Annotated in this window: 17 protein-coding genes and 1 other RNA gene; 11 read left to right on the top strand and 7 right to left on the bottom strand. The window is 71.2% G+C overall.

Annotated features, from left to right (window positions below):
- Window positions 1-62: 62 nt before the first annotated feature.
- Together LQ222_RS12935 and LQ222_RS12940 are read left to right on the top strand one after the other, a co-directional pair.
- Entirely contained in the window at window positions 63-2336 is a 2274-nt protein-coding gene (locus tag LQ222_RS12935) for a DUF3604 domain-containing protein (RefSeq protein ID WP_230166898.1), read from the top strand.
- Window positions 2333-3301, top strand: a complete 969-nt coding sequence (locus tag LQ222_RS12940) for a tripartite tricarboxylate transporter substrate binding protein (RefSeq protein WP_230166899.1) — start codon at window positions 2333-2335, stop codon at window positions 3299-3301. Before LQ222_RS12935 ends, LQ222_RS12940 begins: the two co-directional genes overlap by 4 nt.
- Window positions 3302-3308: 7 nt before the next feature.
- Here LQ222_RS12940 and LQ222_RS12945 read toward each other — a convergent pair whose 3' ends face one another.
- The 3 genes from LQ222_RS12945 to LQ222_RS12955 form a co-directional block, all read right to left on the bottom strand.
- Window positions 3309-3830, bottom strand: coding sequence for an SspB family protein (locus LQ222_RS12945; protein WP_230166901.1), 522 nt, complete (start codon window positions 3828-3830; stop codon window positions 3309-3311).
- Window positions 3831-3869: 39 nt separating this feature from the next.
- Window positions 3870-4194: a transfer-messenger RNA gene (ssrA, locus tag LQ222_RS12950) on the bottom strand.
- Between the two features lie 86 nt (window positions 4195-4280).
- Window positions 4281-5450 carry a M20 aminoacylase family protein gene (locus LQ222_RS12955; RefSeq protein WP_230166903.1) on the bottom strand — a complete coding sequence of 390 codons (1170 nt, stop codon included), beginning with the start codon at window positions 5448-5450 and terminating at the stop codon, window positions 4281-4283.
- 197 nt (window positions 5451-5647) lie between these two features.
- Between LQ222_RS12955 and thyX the strand changes: the two genes are divergently transcribed.
- The 3 genes from thyX to LQ222_RS12970 are packed head-to-tail and all read left to right on the top strand — an operon-like array spanning window position 5648 to window position 7018.
- On the top strand, window positions 5648-6589 hold the full coding sequence (gene thyX / locus LQ222_RS12960; RefSeq protein ID WP_230166905.1) for an FAD-dependent thymidylate synthase: 942 nt from the start codon (window positions 5648-5650) through the stop codon (window positions 6587-6589).
- Window positions 6579-6773 carry a hypothetical protein gene (locus tag LQ222_RS12965; RefSeq protein WP_230166907.1) on the top strand — a complete coding sequence of 65 codons (195 nt, stop codon included), beginning with the start codon at window positions 6579-6581 and terminating at the stop codon, window positions 6771-6773. The genes thyX and LQ222_RS12965 overlap by 11 nt, the downstream gene beginning before the upstream one ends.
- Entirely contained in the window at window positions 6770-7018 is a 249-nt protein-coding gene (locus LQ222_RS12970; RefSeq protein WP_230166908.1) for a hypothetical protein, read from the top strand. The genes LQ222_RS12965 and LQ222_RS12970 overlap by 4 nt, the downstream gene beginning before the upstream one ends.
- A 48-nt stretch (window positions 7019-7066) precedes the next feature.
- Here the strand turns inward: LQ222_RS12970 and LQ222_RS12975 are convergent, their stop codons facing one another.
- Complete coding sequence (locus LQ222_RS12975) at window positions 7067-7342, bottom strand: glycerate kinase (RefSeq protein WP_230166910.1); 276 nt, start codon at window positions 7340-7342, stop codon at window positions 7067-7069.
- 133 nt (window positions 7343-7475) lie between these two features.
- Between LQ222_RS12975 and LQ222_RS12980 the strand changes: the two genes are divergently transcribed.
- The gene (locus LQ222_RS12980; RefSeq protein ID WP_230166912.1) at window positions 7476-7934 is read left to right on the top strand and encodes a hypothetical protein; all 459 of its coding nucleotides are present in this window, start codon (window positions 7476-7478) and stop codon (window positions 7932-7934) included.
- A gap of 9 nt (window positions 7935-7943) precedes the next feature.
- On the opposite strand, the gene ilvD is transcribed toward LQ222_RS12980, so the two are convergent.
- Both ilvD and LQ222_RS12990 read right to left on the bottom strand, forming a co-directional pair.
- Window positions 7944-9800, bottom strand: coding sequence for a dihydroxy-acid dehydratase (gene ilvD / locus LQ222_RS12985; RefSeq protein ID WP_230166914.1), 1857 nt, complete (start codon window positions 9798-9800; stop codon window positions 7944-7946).
- A 72-nt stretch (window positions 9801-9872) separates the two neighbouring features.
- Entirely contained in the window at window positions 9873-10979 is a 1107-nt protein-coding gene (locus LQ222_RS12990; protein WP_230166916.1) for an Mrp/NBP35 family ATP-binding protein, read from the bottom strand.
- A gap of 329 nt (window positions 10980-11308) precedes the next feature.
- On the opposite strand from LQ222_RS12990, the gene hflK reads away from it, so the two are divergent.
- The 5 genes from hflK (at window position 11309) to LQ222_RS13015 (ending at window position 16972) form a co-directional block, all read left to right on the top strand.
- Complete coding sequence (gene hflK, locus LQ222_RS12995) at window positions 11309-12394, top strand: FtsH protease activity modulator HflK (RefSeq protein WP_374202165.1); 1086 nt, start codon at window positions 11309-11311, stop codon at window positions 12392-12394.
- Complete coding sequence (gene hflC, locus LQ222_RS13000; protein ID WP_230166920.1) at window positions 12391-13332, top strand: protease modulator HflC; 942 nt, start codon at window positions 12391-12393, stop codon at window positions 13330-13332. The genes hflK and hflC overlap by 4 nt, the downstream gene beginning before the upstream one ends.
- Window positions 13329-13523 (top strand): DUF2065 domain-containing protein, encoded by a 195-nt coding sequence (locus tag LQ222_RS13005; protein ID WP_230166921.1) that lies wholly within the window; start codon window positions 13329-13331, stop codon window positions 13521-13523. The genes hflC and LQ222_RS13005 overlap by 4 nt, the downstream gene beginning before the upstream one ends.
- Window positions 13524-13635: 112 nt before the next feature.
- A complete protein-coding gene (locus LQ222_RS13010; protein WP_230166923.1) occupies window positions 13636-15174 on the top strand; it encodes a DegQ family serine endoprotease in 1539 nt (512 codons plus the stop codon).
- A gap of 91 nt (window positions 15175-15265) precedes the next feature.
- Complete coding sequence (locus LQ222_RS13015; RefSeq protein ID WP_230166925.1) at window positions 15266-16972, top strand: DUF6311 domain-containing protein; 1707 nt, start codon at window positions 15266-15268, stop codon at window positions 16970-16972.
- Here LQ222_RS13015 and serB read toward each other — a convergent pair.
- Window positions 16969-17862 (bottom strand): phosphoserine phosphatase SerB, encoded by an 894-nt coding sequence (gene serB / locus LQ222_RS13020; protein WP_230166927.1) that lies wholly within the window; start codon window positions 17860-17862, stop codon window positions 16969-16971. The two genes, LQ222_RS13015 and serB, sit on opposite strands and share 4 nt — an antisense overlap.
- Between the last annotated feature and the right edge of the window lie 18 nt (window positions 17863-17880).

Genomic DNA, 17880 nt, shown 5'->3' on the forward strand with positions numbered 1-17880 from the left:
CCAGGCCGCGCGCCGCGTCAGCCGGCCTTGCCGCCCCCTCACGCCGCTGCGAGGATATCGGGATGACACGACCCCGGCACCTCGACCTCCCGAATGCGCATTCCGGGCATACTGCCCATTTCACCGACTACCGCGCCGCGGAGATCGGCCAGGTCACGGTCACCCCGGATGACCCGGTGCAAGCCGGCAGCTTCGCCAGCCACACGCTGGTCTTCACCGCCGGGCGCTTCGGCGTGGACGATACCGGCAGCCTGCGCATCTGCACTCGCCAGGTGAGCGACAACGGCCGGCCGCAATTCACCGATTCCAAGGCGCCGAACTACGTCACCGCCGAGGCATCGAACGGCGCGCGGCTGGTGCTGGACTACAACCCAAAGCTGGCGATGCGCCCCTGGTCGCGTACGCTGACCGTGACGGTCGCGCGCGGCTTCCTCTCGCCGGGGGATACCATCACCATCCGCATGGGGGATACCCGCGGCGGGTCGCCGGGCATGCGCATGCAGACCTATGTGGAAGCGCGCTTCCACTACCTGGTGCTGGCGGATGTCTTCGCCACCACCAACTGGGCGCTGCTGCCGGTGCAGCCGGGCTTCCCGATCGTGGCGGGGCCGGAGGCGCGGCGGCTGGCGATCCTGCCGACGCGCCGCGCGCCGGGCGAAGGCTTCGCGCTGCTGCTGCGCGCCGATGACCGCTGGGGCAACCCGACGGCGCTGCCGGCGGGGTCGCACAGCCTGCGCGCCAACGTGCCGGTCGCCGGGCTGCCGGACCGCTTCGACTGGCCGGAAGGCGCGCGCGCCCATCGCATCGACGGGCTGACCGCCGAGGCGGCCGAGGCGCTGACCATCACCTGGGGCGATGTCGTCTCCAACCCGATGCGCGTGGCCGGCGCGCCGCTCACGCCCTTTTGGGCCGACCTGCACGGGCAGTCGGGCGAGACGGTCGGCACCGGGTCGATCGACGCACTCGCCACCTATGCGCGCGACCTGGCCGGCGTGGACGCCATCTGCCACCAGGGCAACGACTTCCAGATCACGCCGGAGGGTTGGGCCGATTTCCAGCGCGCCTTCGATGCCTTCGATGTGCCCGGGCGCTTCGTCTTCCTGCCGGGCTATGAATGGTCGGGCAATACGGCGCTGGGCGGCGACCGCAACGTGATCTTCCCCGAGACCGGGCGCACCATCCGCCGGTCCTGCCACGCGCTGGTCGAATCCCTGGCCGACGAGCACACCGATGCGCTCGACGCCCGCGCGCTGCACGCCGCGCTGCGGGCCGAGGGCGCGCCGGTGCTGTGCATCCCGCATGTCGGCGGCCGCTTCGCCAACCTGCACTACGCGCATGACCGCATGCTGGAACGCGCGGTCGAGGTGCATTCCGACTGGGGCACCTTCGACTGGCTGCTGGACGATGCCTTCGCGGTCGGCGCGCGCGTCGGCATCGTGGCGAATTCCGATGGGCACAAGGGGCGGCAGGGCGCGTCGCATCCCGGCGCGTCGCAGTTCGGATCGTATGGCGGGCTGACCTGCCTGCTGGCGCAGGACCTGTCGCGCGCGGGCATCTTCGATGCGCTACGCCGGCGCCACCACTACGCGACCACCAACGCGGCGCGCGTGCAAGCCGATGTACGGGTGCGGATCGCCGCGCCCGCCGCGCTGCATGTCGACGACCCGGCTTTGGGCGGCGCGGCGGATGGCCGCACCGCCGAGGCCATGATGGGCGACATCCTGGCCGGCGTGCCCGACGACACCGCGCTGTTCACCGCCGAGATCATGGGCGCGGCGCCGATCGAGCGCATCGAACTGCGCAACCGCGATGCGCTGGTTGAAACCATCCGCCCCGATGCCTCGCCCGGCCTGCGCCTGCGCGTGGTCTGGGAAGGCAGCGAATACCGCGGCCGTGGGCGCGAGACCGCCTGGACAGGCGAGATCGGCGTGACCGGCGGCACGACCTGGGGGCCGGTGCGGGCGATCAACCGCTTCAACCTCGATCACCGCTTCGCCGCGGACGACACCACGCTGCGTTTCCAGGGGGTCACCACCGGCGGCTTCCAGGCGATGGAGGCGCCGCTGTCGAACCTCGATGGCACGCTGCGGATCGACACCGCGCTGGTGAAGGCGGAAGTCCCGTTGCGCGACCTGCTGGCGGGCGAACAGGTGTGGGAGGCCGGCGGCCTGGGCCGGCGCATGCGCGCCTTCCTGCTGCCGGATGCCGCGCCGTCCGCGATACGCTTCGAACGCCGAATTCCGCTGCGGCGCGACGCCGACAACGCGCTGTTCCTGCGCGCCACCTTCGAGGATGGGAGTGTGCTGTGGACCAGCCCCGTATACCTGCTGCCGTGACCCGCCGCGCCGCGCTCGCCGCCGCGCTGCTACTGCCCGCCGGCGCCCGCGCGCAGGCGCCGGCCTGGCCGAACCGGCCGATCACGATGATCGCACCGCTCGCCGCCGGGTCCTCGGTCGATATCCTGGCACGGTTGGTGGCCGAGCAATGGTCGCAGCGCCTGGGCCAGCCGGTGCCGGTGGAAAACCGGCCGGCGGCGAACGGCAACCTGGCGCTGAGCCAGGTCGCGCGCGCGCCGGCCGATGGCTACACCATCACCGTGACCGGGCAGACCTCGGTCGCCTTCAACCCGGTGCTGTACGGCACCATCCCGTATGACCCGCTGCGCGACTTCGCCTATATCGCGCGCATCGCCGGCATCTCGAACGCGCTGGTGGTGCGGACCGCCTCGCCGATCCGCTCGCTGGCGGAATTGCTGGCGGCGGCGCGGGCGGAACCCGGCAAGCTGACCTATTCGTCGGGCGGGGTCGGCACCACGCACCACATCTCCTCGGCCATGCTGGCGCAGCAGGCGCGGATCGATGTGCTGCACGTGCCCTATCGCGGGGCGCCGCAGGGCATCCTGGCGGCCCAGAGCGGCGAGGTGGACTTCGCCTACTTCAACATCTCCACCCTGCTGCCGGGCATCCGGTCCGGCGCCTTCCGGCCACTGGCGGTGACCTCGGCCGAGCGTTCGCCCTTCCTGCCCGACGTGCCGACCATGAAGGAACTCGGCTTCCCGGACTACGAGATGACGACGTGGGTGGCCATCGCCACCGTGGCGGGCGTGCCCGCGCCCGTGCTGGCACGCATGGTCGAGGTGACGAACGCCGCGCTGGGCGACCCCGCGGTGCAGCGGCGCCTGGTGGAGCTGGGCTTCGAACCCCTGCCGCCGATCCCGCAGCCGGAGATGCTGGCCTTCGTGCGCGGCGAGAAGGAACGCTGGGAGCCGATCATCCGCGCGACGGGCGCGCGGCGGGAATAGCGCGCGCTCAGGCGTCCTTGGCCGGCTTGCGGCGGAAGGCATCGAGGCTGACCACCTGCGCCGGGGCGGGCGGTTCCGCGGATTCCGGCGGGGCGGCAGCGGGGGCGTCCTCATCCGGCGCGTCGTCGGCAAAGGTGGGCAGGTCGGCGCCGGTCACCGGGAAGCGCAGGCCGAAGCGCACCTGCGGGTCGTGGAACATGGTCAATGCGCCGAACGGCACCACCAGGCGGGACGGCACGCCACCGAAGAACAGCGTGACCGCGAAGCGCTGCGCCGCGCGGTCGACCTGCAGGTCCTCGAACTGGTGCTGCACGACGATGGTGATTTCCTGCGGATAGCGCGCCTTGAGGTGGCCCGGCACCGTGGTGCCCGGGTGGTCGGTGCGGAAGGTCAGGTAGAAATGGTGTTCGCCCGGCAGGCCATGGGCCGCGGCGTGTTCCAGCGCGCGGATCGCGACATCGCGCAGCGCTTCCTCGGCCCAGGCGTCATAGGGCATCAGGCTTTCGGGCGGGGCGGCGTTGTCGCTCATGGGGGCCATCTACGCATGGATCGGGCGAATGCCAAGGGAAGTGGGGGGCTTCTGTTGCCCGGTGCCCCCCGAACCGCGCTTACCTATCTCTAGGCAGCGAGCGCCACGGTCTCGCGACCGTTATCGTTGGCACTTGTGATTTGGTCCGATGACGGCGGTACCATGCCGGGCAAAAGACGGATCTTTACCGCGCGCGTCGAGCCTGTTTCGCCCCCCTCCGCCGGCCACGATACTGGCCGGGTGATTGGTGGAGGCGCCGGGTACCGCCCCCGGGTCCGCAACGCTTATTCCATACGCCGTTTATCGCCATAGTCACCGAGGTGACACGACGGATATAGGCGAAGGCGCGACGGATTGCGAGACGCGATTGGTGCCGCCCCGCTGCGGTGCCGACAATCCGGCCGCGGCGGTGGCGTATCGCGCGCCGGTCAGTCTGCGGCGTGCCGAAGCTCAGCCCTGGCCGTCGCGCGACAGCCCGCGTTCGACCACGCGGGCATAGAGCGCGGCGCCATACGGGATCGCCTCGTCATTGAAGGCGTAGCGCGGGTTGTGCGGCATCGCGCCATCGCCGTTGCCGACATGGATATAGGCGCCGGGGACGCGCTCCATCATGAACGAGAAGTCTTCCGAGCCCATGCCCGGCGGGTTGTCGCGCGCGACGCGCTCGGCCCCGACCAGCTCCGCCGCGGCCTCGGCATAGGCGTCGGTCTGCGCGGGGTCGTTGATGGTGGGGGCGAAGATCAACCGCCAGTCGGTGGTCGCGCTGGCGCCGAAGCCGCCGGCCACACCCTCGGCCACGCGGCGCATCGCCGCTTCGATCTGGCTGCCGACCTCACGCGTGAAGAAGCGCGCGGTGCCGGAGATGGTCGCGGTCTCGGGGATGACGTTGTAGGCCTCGCCGCCGATCACCTTGGTCACGCTGACCACGGCCGGGTCGCGCGGAGACAGCGTGCGGCTGACGATGGATTGCAGCGCGCTCGTGATGTGGCAGGCCGCCAGGACCGGGTCGATGCTGACTTCCGGGCGCGCGCCGTGCGCGCCCTTGCCGCTGACCGTGATGTCGAAGAAGGCGCCGCCGGCCGCGGTCGGGCCAGGGCGGATGCCGTAGTGGCCGACCGGCATGCCGGGGCGGTTGTGCATCCCGTAGATGGCGTCGCACGGGAAGCGTTCGAACAGGCCGTCGGCCAGCATGGCGAGCGCACCGCCGCAGCCTTCCTCCCCGGGTTGGAAGATGAAGTGGACGATGCCGTCGAAGTTGCGCGTCTCGGCCAGGTAGCGCGCCGCGCCCAGCAGCATGGTGGTGTGCCCGTCATGGCCGCAGGCATGCATCACGCCGGGCGCGGTGCTGCGATGGGGCATGTCGGCCGGTTCCTGGATGGGCAGCGCGTCCATGTCCGCGCGCAGGCCGATGGCGCGGTTGCCTGAGCCGTTGCGGAGCACGCCGACCACGCCGGTGCCGCCGACGCCGCGATGCACCTCGATGCCAAGGGATTCCAGTTCGCGCGCGACGACCTCGGCGGTGCGGTGCTCGGCCATGCCGAGTTCCGGGTGGGCGTGCAGGTCGCGGCGGATGTCGGTCAGCGCGGCGTGGTGGCGGCGGATGGCATCGAGGGCGGACATGGCGGCTCCGAGGGCAGGGCACGCCATGGTGGGGCGGCGGCGGCGGCCCGTCGAGGGGGCCATGCGGTCATGGCACCAGGGGGCTATGCGTTGATTCCGCTGGATTTCTGCGCGGCCGCGGCCGCGGCGCGCCGCGCCTGTGTGACGACTCGGGCCATCCCTCCTAATACGGCGCCCGAGTGTCGCAGGGGGACGCAATGGCGCTGACCGACGAACAGCAGCAGGAAATCGAGGCGGCGCGCGCCGCCGAGGGCCGCACGCGCCGCCCGAGCGTCCCGGCGCTCGAGGCCATGCTGTTCGAGGCGCTGCCCGTGCTCGACCATGGCTTCGTCCGCGTGGTGGACTACATGGGCGACGACGCGGCCATCGTGCAGGCGGCACGCGTGAGCTATGGCCGCGGCACCCGCGCGGCGAACGAGGATCGTGGCCTGATCCGCTACCTGATGCGCCACCGCCACTCCACGCCCTTCGAGATGTGCGAGATCAAGTACCACGTGAAGCTGCCGATCTTCGTGGCACGCCAATGGATCCGCCATCGCACCGCCAACGTGAACGAGTATTCCGCGCGCTATTCCATCCTGGATCGCGAATTCTACATCCCGGCGGCCGACCACCTGGCGGCGCAATCCGCGGTGAACCGCCAGGGCCGCGGCGACATCCTGCAGGGCGAGGAGGCCGCGCGCGTGCTCGACCTGCTGCGCGAGGACGCGACGCGCAACTACGACCACTACATCGAGATGCTGAACGAGGACGAGGACGGAGCGCCGCGCGATCCGTCGCGACAGGGCCTGGCGCGCGAACTGGCGCGCATGAACCTGACGCTCAACGCCTATACGCAATGGTACTGGAAGACCGACCTGCACAATCTGCTGCATTTCCTGTCGCTGCGTGCCGATGCCCACGCGCAGCACGAGATCCGCGTCTATGCCGAGGCCATGCTCGATACCGTGAAGGCCTGGTGCCCGATCGCCTTCGATGCGTTCCGCGACTACCGGCTGGGCGCGGTCACGCTCTCGGCCCAGATGATGGGCATCGTGCAGCGCTTGCTGGCCGGTGAGGCGGTCACGCAGGAAGGCTCCGGCCTGTCGAAGCGCGAGTGGCGCGAATTGATGGCGACGCTCGGCCGCGATGCCGCCTGACCGCGGCCACGAGATCGACCGCTTCCCCGGGTGGTCGGCGGGGCGCGGCGCTGGCGGGCCGGTGACCGCGGCCGGTGGAGCGACGTCGCGCGACGCCGGCGCCGTGCCGCCCCCGCCGATCGACATGCCCGATGGCGCGGGACCGCTCGCCACCCGCGACGGCCGGGCCGGCGCGCGGCCGTGAGTGGGCGCGCCGGTGCGAAGGGTGCGCGTGGTGGTGCCGCCAAGGGGGCGCGGTCGAAGAGGGCCGGCGGCCGCTGGGCCGCCCTTGGCCCATCGGCACGGCGCTGGATCTTCATCGGCGGGTTCACCCTGGCACTGCTGGTGGGTCTGCCGCTGGCGCATGCGCTGATCGGCGACATCGGCGCCATCCTGCTCGGCACATTCGCCTTTGGCTTCGTGGTCGGGCGGATGACCCTGAAGCGCTGACCAGGCTCCGGGCCAGCCAATACCGCCCTGCCGCGGAGGCCATCTCGATCACCGCGGTCCCTGCCAGGGCGCCGGCCGGCTGCCGATCTGCGCGAGGACCGGCAGCCCGACCGGGCCGCTGACCGTCACGTGCTCGACATGCCCGCGGGCGGCGAGGGCCCTTGCGCGCGAAGACCCTTCGCCGCCATCGACGACAGGGCGCAGCGCGACGCGCGCCGACGGGCAGGCAGCCAACGACTTGGCCGCGATCACGTCGGCCACCGCATCGGCGTGCCGGCATTCCTTGAAGCCGCAGGGCGCGAGCCGGGTGCGCACAAGGCTCATCGCGTCGTCCCTTGCCAGGGTGTCCCGACAGGAACGCGCCGGCGGGCCGAAGTCTTCCCGCGCAGGGAGGGGCGACGTAGCCGATCGGCGCGGCGTGCCGAACCACCGGGCACACCCGGCAGGACTGCCCGCCATGACGCGCACCGAGCGCATTCTCCGCCTGCTGGCATGGGCGGCGGCGATCTGGATCGCCTACGAGTTCACCTTGTACCAGCAGTACAAGCTGACCGGGCATCCCGGGGCGGTCGATTTCATCTTCCAGCCGCTGGCCGATGGGTTCGGCATCCCGGCCTACGAGAAGCCGTTCCGCCTGGGGGTGGCGAGCATGGAGATCCTGGCGTCGATCCTGGTGCTGCTGCCCGGGACGCGCGCCTGGGGTGGGGTGCTGACCATCGGCATCATGTCGGGCGCGATCTTCTTCCATGCGATCGGCCCGATCGGCATCGATCCCTACGGCGGCGGCGGGAAGCTGTTCAAGGAAGCGATCTTCACCTGGCTGATGGGCGCCTTCGTCGCCTTTGCGCATCGGCAGGAGATCCTGTCGATGGCGGCGCGCCTGGGGGTCAGGCTGCCCGGCGCACGGGCAGCCTGACGGCGGTGTTCAGCGGCGCCGAACGCCCGAGACGTCGCGCACCGCGCCGCGCGACGCGCTGGTGGTCAGCGCCGCATAGGCCTTCAGCGCGGCGGTGACGTTGCGCTTGCGCGGGGCGGCCGGCTGCCAGGCATCCGCGCCCTTCGCTTCCATCGCCGCGCGGCGCTGCGCCAGGATGTCGTCCGGCACAGCCAAATGCAGGCGGCGGTTGGGGATGTCGATCTCGATGATGTCGCCATCCTCGACCAGGCCGATCAGCCCGCCCTCGGCGGCCTCGGGCGAGCAATGCCCGATCGACAGGCCGGACGAACCGCCCGAGAAGCGCCCATCGGTCACCAGCGCGCAGGCCTTCCCCAGGCCCTTCGACTTCAGGTAGCTGGTCGGATACAGCATCTCCTGCATGCCGGGGCCACCGCGCGGGCCTTCGTAGCGCACCAGCACAACGTCGCCCTCCTTCACGCCGCCGCCCAGGATGGCCTCGACCGAGGCATCCTGGCTTTCGAAGACCCGCGCCGGGCCGGTGAAGCGCAGGATCGAGGCATCCACACCCGCCGTCTTCACGATGCAGCCTTCCTCGGCGATGTTGCCGAACAGGACCGCGAGGCCGCCATCCTTCGAGAAGGCGTGCGCCATGTCGCGGATCACGCCGCCGGCGCGGTCGATGTCCAGTTCCTCCCAGCGCGATGCCTGGCTGAAGGCGAGGGTGGTCGGGATGCCGCCGGGGGCGGCGCGGAAGAAGGTTTGCACGGATGCGGACGGGCTGCGCTTCACGTCCCATTCGGCGAGCGCTTCCGCCAAGGTCGGCGCGTCGATGCGCGAGACGGAGGTGTCGATCAGCCCGGCGCGGTCGAGTTCGCCCAGGATGCCCATGATGCCGCCGGCGCGGTGCACGTCCTCGACATGCACGTTGATGACGGACGGCGCGACCTTGCACAGCACCGGGACGCGGCGCGACAGGCGGTCGATGTCGGCCATGGAGAAGGGCACCTCGCCCTCCTGCGCGGCGGCCAGCAGGTGCAGCACGGTGTTGGTCGAACCGCCCATGGCGATGTCGAGCGTCATGGCGTTCTCGAAGGCCGTGAAGGTCGCGACCGAGCGCGGCAGGACCGAAAAATCGTCCGTCTCGTAGTGGCGGCGGGTGATCTCGACGATGCGGCGCCCGGCTTCGAGGAACAGCTCCTCGCGGTCGGCGTGCGTGGCGAGCACCGTGCCGTTGCCCGGCAACGCCAGGCCCAGCGCCTCGGTCAGGCAATTCATGGAATTGGCGGTGAACATGCCCGAGCACGACCCGCAGGTCGGGCAGGCGGAGCGTTCGATGACCGCCACTTCCTCATCCGTCACCGAGGCATCGGCGGCGACGATCATGGCGTCGATCAGGTCCACGCTGCGCTTCACGCCGCGATGCACGACCTTGCCGGCCTCCATCGGCCCGCCGGAGACAAACACGGTCGGGATGTTCAGCCGCATCGCCGCCATCAGCATGCCCGGCGTGATCTTGTCGCAGTTCGAGATGCAGACCAGCGCATCGGCGCAATGCGCGTTAACCATGTATTCCACGGCGTCCGCGATCAGTTCGCGCGAGGGCAGGGAATACAGCATCCCGTCATGGCCCATGGCGATGCCGTCATCCACCGCGATGGTGTTGAATTCCTTGGCGACACCGCCGGCCTTCTCGATCTCGCGCGCGACCAGCTGGCCGAGGTCCTTCAGGTGGACATGGCCCGGGACGAACTGGGTGAAGGAATTGGCGATGGCGATGATCGGCTTGCCGAAATCGCCGTCCTTCATGCCGGTGGCGCGCCACAGCCCACGCGCGCCGGCCATGTTGCGGCCATGGGTGGTGGTGCGGGAGCGGTACTGCGGCATGCGGGCGTTTCCTGTTGGCGGCGGCTGCGGGGCGGGGTGTAGCGCGATGGGCGCCGGGTGCAAGAATGGCGGTCAGTCGATGACGATGGCCGGCCCGGCCTCGGCCTTCGCGCGGGCCTTTTCCCACACGCGGGCGGCGATGCGGCGGTATTCCGCCGCCTCGGCGCTGTCGGGCCGGGCGGTGACGATCGGCGTGCCGGCATCGGCCAGTTCGCGGATCTCCAGCTTCAGCGGCAATTCGCCCAGGAACTCGACACCCAGCCGCTCGGCCTCGCGCTTCGCGCCGCCATGGCCGAACAGCTCGGACCGATGGTTGCAGTTGGGGCAGCAGAAATAGGACATGTTCTCGATCACGCCGAGCACCGGGACGTTCACCTTCTCGAACATCCGCACGCCGCGGCGGGCATCGAGCAGCGCCACATCCTGCGGCGTGGAGACGATCACCGCGCCGGCCAGCGGCACGCGCTGGGACATGGTGAGCTGCGCATCCCCGGTGCCCGGCGGCATGTCCACCACCATGATATCCAGCGCACCCCACTCCACCTGGCCCATCATCTGTTCCAGCGCGCCCATCACCATCGGGCCGCGCCAGATCATCGGTGTTTCCTCATCGACCAGGAAGCCGATCGACATGGCCTTGAGGCCCCAGCGCGACAGCGGCGTGATGGTCTGCCCGGTGGCGCGCGGCTTCTCGCGCGTGCCCAGCATCTGCGGCAGGGAGGGCCCATAGATGTCGGCATCCAGAAGCCCGACGCGCAGCCCCTGAAGGGCCAGCGCCACCGCCAGGTTCACCGCGGTGGTCGACTTGCCGACGCCGCCCTTGCCGGACGCGACGGCGACGATCGCGCCGACCTCGGGCAGCAGCATCGGTCCCTGGCCGGAGGGCGCGCGCGCCGCCTGGCGGGGCGTGGCGGGTTGCGGGGCGGCGTCGCGATGCGCGGTCAGCACCACCGTCGCGTTCAGCACCCCGGGCACCGCGCCGGCGGCGGCCTGGGCCGCGGCGCGCAGCGGCTCCATCTGCGCGGCGCGCTCGCGCGGGACCTGCAGGCTGAACTGCACCAGCCCATCGCGGGCGGCGAGGCCCTGCACCATGCCCGACGCGACGATGTCCTGCCCGGTCGCCGGGTCCTTCACCGCGCGCAGCGCCGCGGTCACCGCTGCCGCCAGAGTCTCACCCATCGCTTGAAAAACCCTCGTTCCTGGACAATATCCGCGCGGCCGGCGAGGGTGCCCCACAACAGGCGGCTTCCCCGGTGCCCGGCCGGCGTCCATATGGTCGGGCGCCGCCCTTCCTGCATCCCTCATGGCAGGCGACGGGCGAGACGTCATCAGTGGTTTATGATTTGGAGGCCCAACGTCGCATGCCCTGGAACAACAGTGGCGGACAGAGTCCCTGGGGCAACCCGCGGCCAGGCGGGCCGTGGGGATCGCCGCCGCCGCCCGGTGGCGGTGGTGGTGGCGGCCCGGGCGGTCCGGGCGGCAGCGGCAGGGGGCCTGACCTCGACGACATGATCCGCCAGGCGCAGGACGCGGTGCGCCGGTACCTGCCGCGCGGCGGCGGCAAGGGCGCGGCGTTGCTGGGCGTCGTTCTGGTGCTGGTGTGGGGCGCGTCGGGCTTCTTCCGCGTCCAGCCGGACGAACAGGGCGTGGTGATGCGCTTCGGCGCCTTCGAGCGCGCCGTGCCGCCCGGCCTGAACTATCATATTCCCTGGCCGATCGAATCCGCCACGACGCCGCGCGTGACGCGCATCAACAGGGTGGATATCGGCTTCGTCGGTGCCGCCGATGCGCCCGTGGTGACCGGGCGCGTGCCACCGGCGCGCGACGTGCTGGCCGAATCCCTGATGCTGACCGGCGACGAGAACATCATCGACATCGATGTCGCGGTGTTCTGGCGCATCCGCGATGCCGAGGAATTCCTGTTCAACACGCGCAACCCGGAAAGCACGGTGAAGTCCGCCGCCGAATCCGTGATGCGCGAGGTGATCGGCCGCACGCCGATCCAGCCCGCCCTGACCGAGGCGCGCGCCCAGATCGAACAGGATGTGCGCCGCGGCACCCAGGCCATCATGGACCAGTACCGCGCCGGCATCGAGATCGTGCAGGTACAGCTGCAGAAGGTCGATCCTCCGTCGCAGGTGATCGACGCCTTCCGCGACGTCCAGCGCGCCAATGCCGACCGCGAGCGCGCCCGCAACGAGGCGGAATCCTTCCGCAACGACATCATCCCCCGCGCCCGCGGCGAGGCCGAGCGCGTGGTGCAGGAAGCCCAGGGTTTCCGTGAGAGCCAGATCGCCCGCGCCCGCGGCGAGGCGGCGCGGTTCAACTCGGTGCTGACCGCCTACCAGGCGGCCGGGGACGTGACCGTGCGGCGCATGTACCTCGAGACCATGGAGGAGATCCTGCGGCGCAACCCGACCATCCTGGTGGATGACCGCCTCCAGGGCATCGTGCCCTTCCTGCCGCTGGGCGACGGGGCGGCGGTGCCGCGCCCGCCCGCTGGCGGCCTGCCGACAACGCGACCGCAGCCGCTGCCCGCGGCGCCGCAAGGCCCGGGCGTCGTGCAAAGCCGTTCGCCGGGAGTGCCGCGATGAACCGCACCATCGCCCTGATCGCGGGGCTTGCCGTGGTCGTCGTGACGGCGGCGTCCACGCTGTTCACCGTGCAGCAGACGCAGCAGGTGCTCATCACGCAGTTCGGCCAGTACATCCGTGCCATCAACGAGCCCGGGCTGCACTTCAAGGTGCCCTTCATCCAGACGGTCATCACCTTCGACCGCCGGCTGCTCGACTTCGATGCACCGGGCGAGGAAGTTATCCTGGGTGACCAAAGGCGGCTGATCGTGGATACCTTCACCCGCTACCGTATCACCAACCCGCTGCGCTTCTACCAAACGGTCGGCGCGACCGAGGGCGGCATCCGCGCGCGGCTGAACTCCATCGTCTCGTCCTCCCTGCGCCGCGTGCTGGGCAACGAGCCGCTGCTGTCGGTGCTGTCCACCGACCGCGCGCGGATCATGGGTGAGATCCGGGGCCAGGTGAACAACGAGGCGCAGCAGTTCGGCATCGAGGTTGTGGATGTCCGCATCCGCCGCGCCGACCTGCCGGAGGAGAACACCCAGGCCATCCTGTCGCGCATGCAGTCCGAACGCGAGCGCGTGGCGCGCGAGGCCCGCGCCGAGGGCGCCGAGATCGGCCAGCGCGTGCGCGCCGGCGCCGAACGCGAGCGCACCGTGCTGATCGCCGAGGCGCAGGCCCAGTCCGACATCCTGCGCGGCCAGGGCGAGCAGGAGGCGATCCGCATCGTGGCGGAAGCCTTCAGCAAGGACCTCGACTTCTTCCAGTTCTGGCGGTCGATGCAGGCCTACCGGGAGGCCTTCTCCGAGGGCAACACCCGTATGGTCATGACGCCGGAATCGGAGTTCTTCCGGTTCTTCCGGGACAGCGGTGGCCGCCTGGCGCCGCTGTCGGGCACCCCGGTCCCGGCGCCCGCTGCGCCAGCGGCCGCGCCTGCGACGCCGACGCCGCAGTGACCTTCGCGGGCCTCCTCCAGGGCGTGGCCGTTGTCCTCGCCCTGGAGGGGATCGCGTATGCCCTGGCCCCCGAGGCCATGCGCCGGGGCCTGGTCGTGCTGATCCAGGCGTCGGAACAGCGCCTTCGCCTCGGTGGACTGATCGCCGCGGTCGTCGGCGTCGCCATCGCCTGGCTGATGAACGGGCCGTGATCCGTCACGCCCGACTGAATGGTGCGCTGCGGCGCGATACGTTGCATGATGCCGGCTTGCGCCCGCTTTCGAAGGCGCCGGCTGTCCGAACGACCCTTCCCGGATTCTCCCCATGAGGTGCTCCACCGTGCGCTTCGCCGCCCTTGCAGTCGCCGCCCTCCTCGCGGTCAGCCCCTTCGCCCCCTCGGCCATGGCGCAGCGCGCGCCCGAGAGCTTCGCGCCCCTGGCGCGGCAGTTGCTGCCGGCGGTGGTCAACATCTCCACCACCCAGGCGGTCCAGGCGCGGCCTGGCCGTCCGGACGCGCCGGATGTCCCGCAGGCCCCACCGGGCAGCCCGTTCGAGGAATTCTTCCGGGACTTCTTCAACCGCAACCGGCCGCCGGGACAGGAAGGCGCGCCCACGCCGCCGGGCCCCGGGACGGGACCGCAGCAGCGCCCGCAGCGTCGCGGCCAGTCGCTCGGGTCGGGGTTCATCATCGATGCGCAGGCCGGCATCGTCGTCACCAACAACCACGTCATCGACGGCGCGGACGAGATCAACGTGATCCTGTCCGACAATACCTCGATCCGCGCCGAGCTGCTGGGCACCGACCCGCGCACCGACATCGCCGTGCTGCGCATCCGCACCGACAAGCCGCTGACCGCCGTGCCCTGGGGCAATTCCGACGAGGCGCTGGTCGGCGACTGGGTGATCGCGATCGGCAACCCCTTCGGCCTCGGTGGGTCGGTGACGGCGGGCATCGTCTCGGCGCGCGGCCGTGACATCCGCCAGGGCCTGTATGACGACTTCATCCAGACCGATGCCGCGATCAACCGCGGCAATTCCGGTGGCCCGCTGTTCAACATGGCCGGCCAGGTGATCGGCATCAACACGGCCATCTACTCGCCCTCCGGCGGGTCGATCGGCATCGGCTTCTCGATCCCGTCCAACCTGGCGCAGCGGATCGTGGCGCAGTTGCGCGACGGCGGGCGGGTGCGGCGAGGGTGGCTTGGCGTCAACATCCAGCAGGTCACGGACGAGATCGCCGAGGCGCTGCGCCTGCCCAACGGCGCGCGCGGTGCGCTCGTGGCGCGTGCCCAGGAAGGCGGCCCGGCGGCCGCCGGCGGCATCCGCTCGGGCGATGTGATCCTGCGCTTCAATGGCGCGGAGGTCCGCGAGATGCGCAACCTGCCGCGCATCGTTGCGGACAACGTCGTGGGCACGCAGGTGCCTGTCGTGATCTGGCGCGATGGCAAGGAGGAGACGGTGACCATCACGCTCGGCGAATTGCCCGCCGAGCAGGCCGCCGCGGCCGGGGCACCGCCGGCGGCCCCCGCCCCCGCGCAGCCGGTCGAACTGGCCGGGCTTGGCCTGCGCGTCGCGCCCATCACCGACGAACTGCGCCAGCGCTTCAACCTGCGCGCCGAGCAGCGCGGCGTGGTGATCGTGGAAGTCGCGCCGAACAGCCCCGCGGCCGAGCGCGAACTGCGCCCCGGCGACGTGATCGTCGAGGTCCAGCAGGAGCGCGTCGCCACCCCCGCCGAGGTGCAGGAGCGCATCGCGCGGCTGCGCCAGCAGAACCGCGCGGTGGCGCTGTTTGCGGTCGAGGGTGCGGGCGGCCAGCGCTTCGTGCCGCTGCGCCTGCGCGGCGAGCGCGGCGCTCCCGGCTGAGCCCCACCGTCACTCGGGGACTGACCATGCCTGTCAGTCCCCACGTGCCAGAAGAAGGAGGGGGTTCGGGGGAGTTCTCTCCCCCGACCTGATGCCCCGCCTGCCGCCCATCCTTGGTGCCGTCGCTGCCGCGCTGCTCGGCGTATGCGTGACCTGGAGTGCCTTCGGCGGCTTCATCCTGCCGCCGTCGCACACCGGCTGGATGCTGTCCGGCCACATCGGCCCCGATCCCGTCCAGTATTGGCTCGGCTGGACGGCCTTCGCGCGGGATGAATGGCGGGTGCCCCCCGGCGCCAATCCGGGTTGGGGGATGGAGCTCGCGTCGTCGATCTTCTACTCGGACTCAATCCCGCTGGTGGCCTTCGTGTTCAAGGCGCTGCGGCCGGTGCTGGAGGTCTCGCAATACTGGGGCCTGTGGATCCATGCCTGCGGCGCGTTGCAGGCCGTGATGGCATGGCTGCTGATGGGGCGCGTGACGACGGATGCGCTGGTCCGCCTGGCGGTGGCCGGCCTGTTCGTGATGCAGCCGCTGCTTCTGGGCCGGCTTGGCGGGCATTTCGCGTTGGGCGGGCAGTTCCTGCTGCTGATCGGGCTGTGGTTGTGCGTGGTGCCCGGGCAGGGGGCGCGGCGCGCGATCGCCTGGGCCGCCCTGATGGCCGCCGCGGCGATGGTGCAGGCGTATATTCTGCCAATGGTGGGCGCGCTGTGGGCGGCGGACTGGCTGGCCCGCATAGCGGATCGCGACCGGCGCCACGCGGGCTTGGCCGGCGCCGAGGCGCTGGGCGTGCCGGCGGCAGGGATCGCGGGGCTCTGGGCGGGTGGGTTCTTCCTGCTCGGCGGCGGCTTCGGCGGGACCTGGGGCGGGTATGGGAAGATGCAGCTCGACCTGCTCGCGCCGTTCGACCCCGGCTATTGGGGTGCGCTGCTGCCGGATATCGAGACGGCGGGTCATCTCGAAGCCGGCAATTCCTATCCGGGCCTGGGCGCGCTGGCGGTGATCGGGCTGGGCGCGCTGGCCTGGGCCGCCGGTCCGCGCGGCGGCCTGCGGCGCTACTGGGCGCTTGTGCTGGTGCTGGCGGGGCTGCTGTTGCTGGCCATCACGCATCGCGTGGCGATCGGCGGGCGAGAGTTCGACGTGCTGCCCCTGCCGGATGGGATCGTGGCTTACGCCGATGCGTTGCGCGCGTCGGAGCGATTCTTCTGGCCGGTGCTCTACGCCGCGCTGTTCGGTGCCGCGGCGGTGCTGGTCCGCAAGCTGGGCGGGCGGCGGGCAGGCTTCGTGCTGGTCGCGGCGCTGGCGCTGCAAGCGGTCGACCTGCGCCCGGGATTCGCGCGGCTGCAGCACTATTTCGTCGTGCAGCCCCCGACCGTGCCGCTGCGCCTGTCCGACCCGTTCTGGCTGGCCGCCGCGCGGCGCTACGCCTTCGTGCGCGTCGTGCCGACCGGGATGCAGGCACCGAACTGGGAGGAGGTCGCGGTCTATGCCGCGACGCTCGGCCTGCAGACGGATGCGGTGTATCTCGCCCGGCTCGATCCGCGCGCGGTCGAGACGGTGAATGCGCGCGTTGCCGCGCTGCTGGACCGCGGCGCGTACGAACCGCGCACCTTCTATGTACTGGGCGATGCGGCGGTGCTCGCGCGCGCCCGGGCCGGCATGGACCCGTCGCGCGATCTGCTCGAACGCTTCAACGACCGGTGGGTGCTGGCCCCCGGCTGGCGGCTTCAGCCGGCGGCGAGTTCACCACCTCAGCCCGCGGCGATGTCGCAGCCTCAGCCCGCGGCGACTTCGCAGCCTTAGCCCGCGGCGACTTCGCCGACGCGATAGCCCTGCGCGAACAGCAGCGCGCGCAGGTCGCCGTGTTCCACGCGCGCGCGTGCCGCGGCAGCGACCACCGGCTTGGCACGGAAGGCCACGCCAAGCCCCGCCGCCTGGATCATGTCGAGGTCGTTGGCGCCATCACCCACCGCCAGCGTGGCGTCGAGCCCGATGCCGTCTTCCGCCGCCAGGCGCTTCAACGTCGCGAGTTTCGCATTGCGCCCGAGGATCGGGTCGGCGACATGGCCGGTGAGGCGGCCGTCGGCCTCGATCAGCGTGTTGGAGTGATGCTCGTGGAAGCCCACCAGTGCCGCGACGCGGCCGGTGAAGAAGGTGAAGCCGCCCGAGACCAGCGCGCAGCGGGCGCCGCTGGCACGCATGGTCGCGACCAGCTCGCGCGCGCCGGGCATCAGTTCGGTTTCCGCCCAGGTGCGCTGCATCGCCTCGACCGGCAGGCCGGCCAACATGCCGACGCGCTCGCGCAGCGCGGCCTCGAAATCCAGTTCGCCGTTCATCGCGCGCCTGGTGATGGCGGCGATGCGATCCTTGATGCCTGCCTGGCCGGCGAGTTCGTCCAGCGTCTCGGTGGTGACGATGGTGCTGTCCATGTCGGCGATCAGCAGGCGCTTGCGGCGTCCTGTCGCGGCCTGCGCGATGATGTCGACCGCGGCGCCGGACAGCGCGGTGCGCGCCGCGGCATCCGCCTGCTCGGCCGCGAGGCCGCTGAAGGGCAGGTCGGCCGCTTCGTCCGGCGCCAGCCAATCCGGGGTGCCGGTGGCGGCGCCGAGCACGGCCAGCGCATCCCGCGCGGCGTGCAGCGTCGCGGTGGAGAGGCCGCCCGGCGGCGCGATCAGGGTGAGAACATGGTCCATGCAGGCCGCGGTATGCCC

The sequence above is a fragment of the Roseomonas sp. CECT 9278 genome (assembly GCF_918698155.1).
Classification (GTDB): Bacteria; Pseudomonadota; Alphaproteobacteria; order Acetobacterales; family Acetobacteraceae; genus Neoroseomonas.

Coding starts and splice junctions, on each gene's coding strand:
- LQ222_RS12935 (WP_230166898.1), top strand. CDS start 63: ATGACACGACCCCGGCACCTCGACCTCCCGAATGCGCATTCCGGGCAT.
- LQ222_RS12945 (WP_230166901.1), bottom strand. CDS start 3,830: ATGAGCGACAACGCCGCCCCGCCCGAAAGCCTGATGCCCTATGACGCC.
- LQ222_RS12955 (WP_230166903.1), bottom strand. CDS start 5,450: ATGTCCGCCCTCGATGCCATCCGCCGCCACCACGCCGCGCTGACCGAC.
- thyX (WP_230166905.1), top strand. CDS start 5,648: ATGGCGCTGACCGACGAACAGCAGCAGGAAATCGAGGCGGCGCGCGCC.
- LQ222_RS12965 (WP_230166907.1), top strand. CDS start 6,579: ATGCCGCCTGACCGCGGCCACGAGATCGACCGCTTCCCCGGGTGGTCG.
- LQ222_RS12975 (WP_230166910.1), bottom strand. CDS start 7,342: ATGAGCCTTGTGCGCACCCGGCTCGCGCCCTGCGGCTTCAAGGAATGC.
- LQ222_RS12980 (WP_230166912.1), top strand. CDS start 7,476: ATGACGCGCACCGAGCGCATTCTCCGCCTGCTGGCATGGGCGGCGGCG.
- ilvD (WP_230166914.1), bottom strand. CDS start 9,800: ATGCCGCAGTACCGCTCCCGCACCACCACCCATGGCCGCAACATGGCC.
- LQ222_RS12990 (WP_230166916.1), bottom strand. CDS start 10,979: ATGGGTGAGACTCTGGCGGCAGCGGTGACCGCGGCGCTGCGCGCGGTG.
- hflK (WP_374202165.1), top strand. CDS start 11,309: ATGATCCGCCAGGCGCAGGACGCGGTGCGCCGGTACCTGCCGCGCGGC.
- hflC (WP_230166920.1), top strand. CDS start 12,391: ATGAACCGCACCATCGCCCTGATCGCGGGGCTTGCCGTGGTCGTCGTG.
- LQ222_RS13010 (WP_230166923.1), top strand. CDS start 13,636: ATGAGGTGCTCCACCGTGCGCTTCGCCGCCCTTGCAGTCGCCGCCCTC.
- LQ222_RS13015 (WP_230166925.1), top strand. CDS start 15,266: ATGCCCCGCCTGCCGCCCATCCTTGGTGCCGTCGCTGCCGCGCTGCTC.
- serB (WP_230166927.1), bottom strand. CDS start 17,862: ATGGACCATGTTCTCACCCTGATCGCGCCGCCGGGCGGCCTCTCCACC.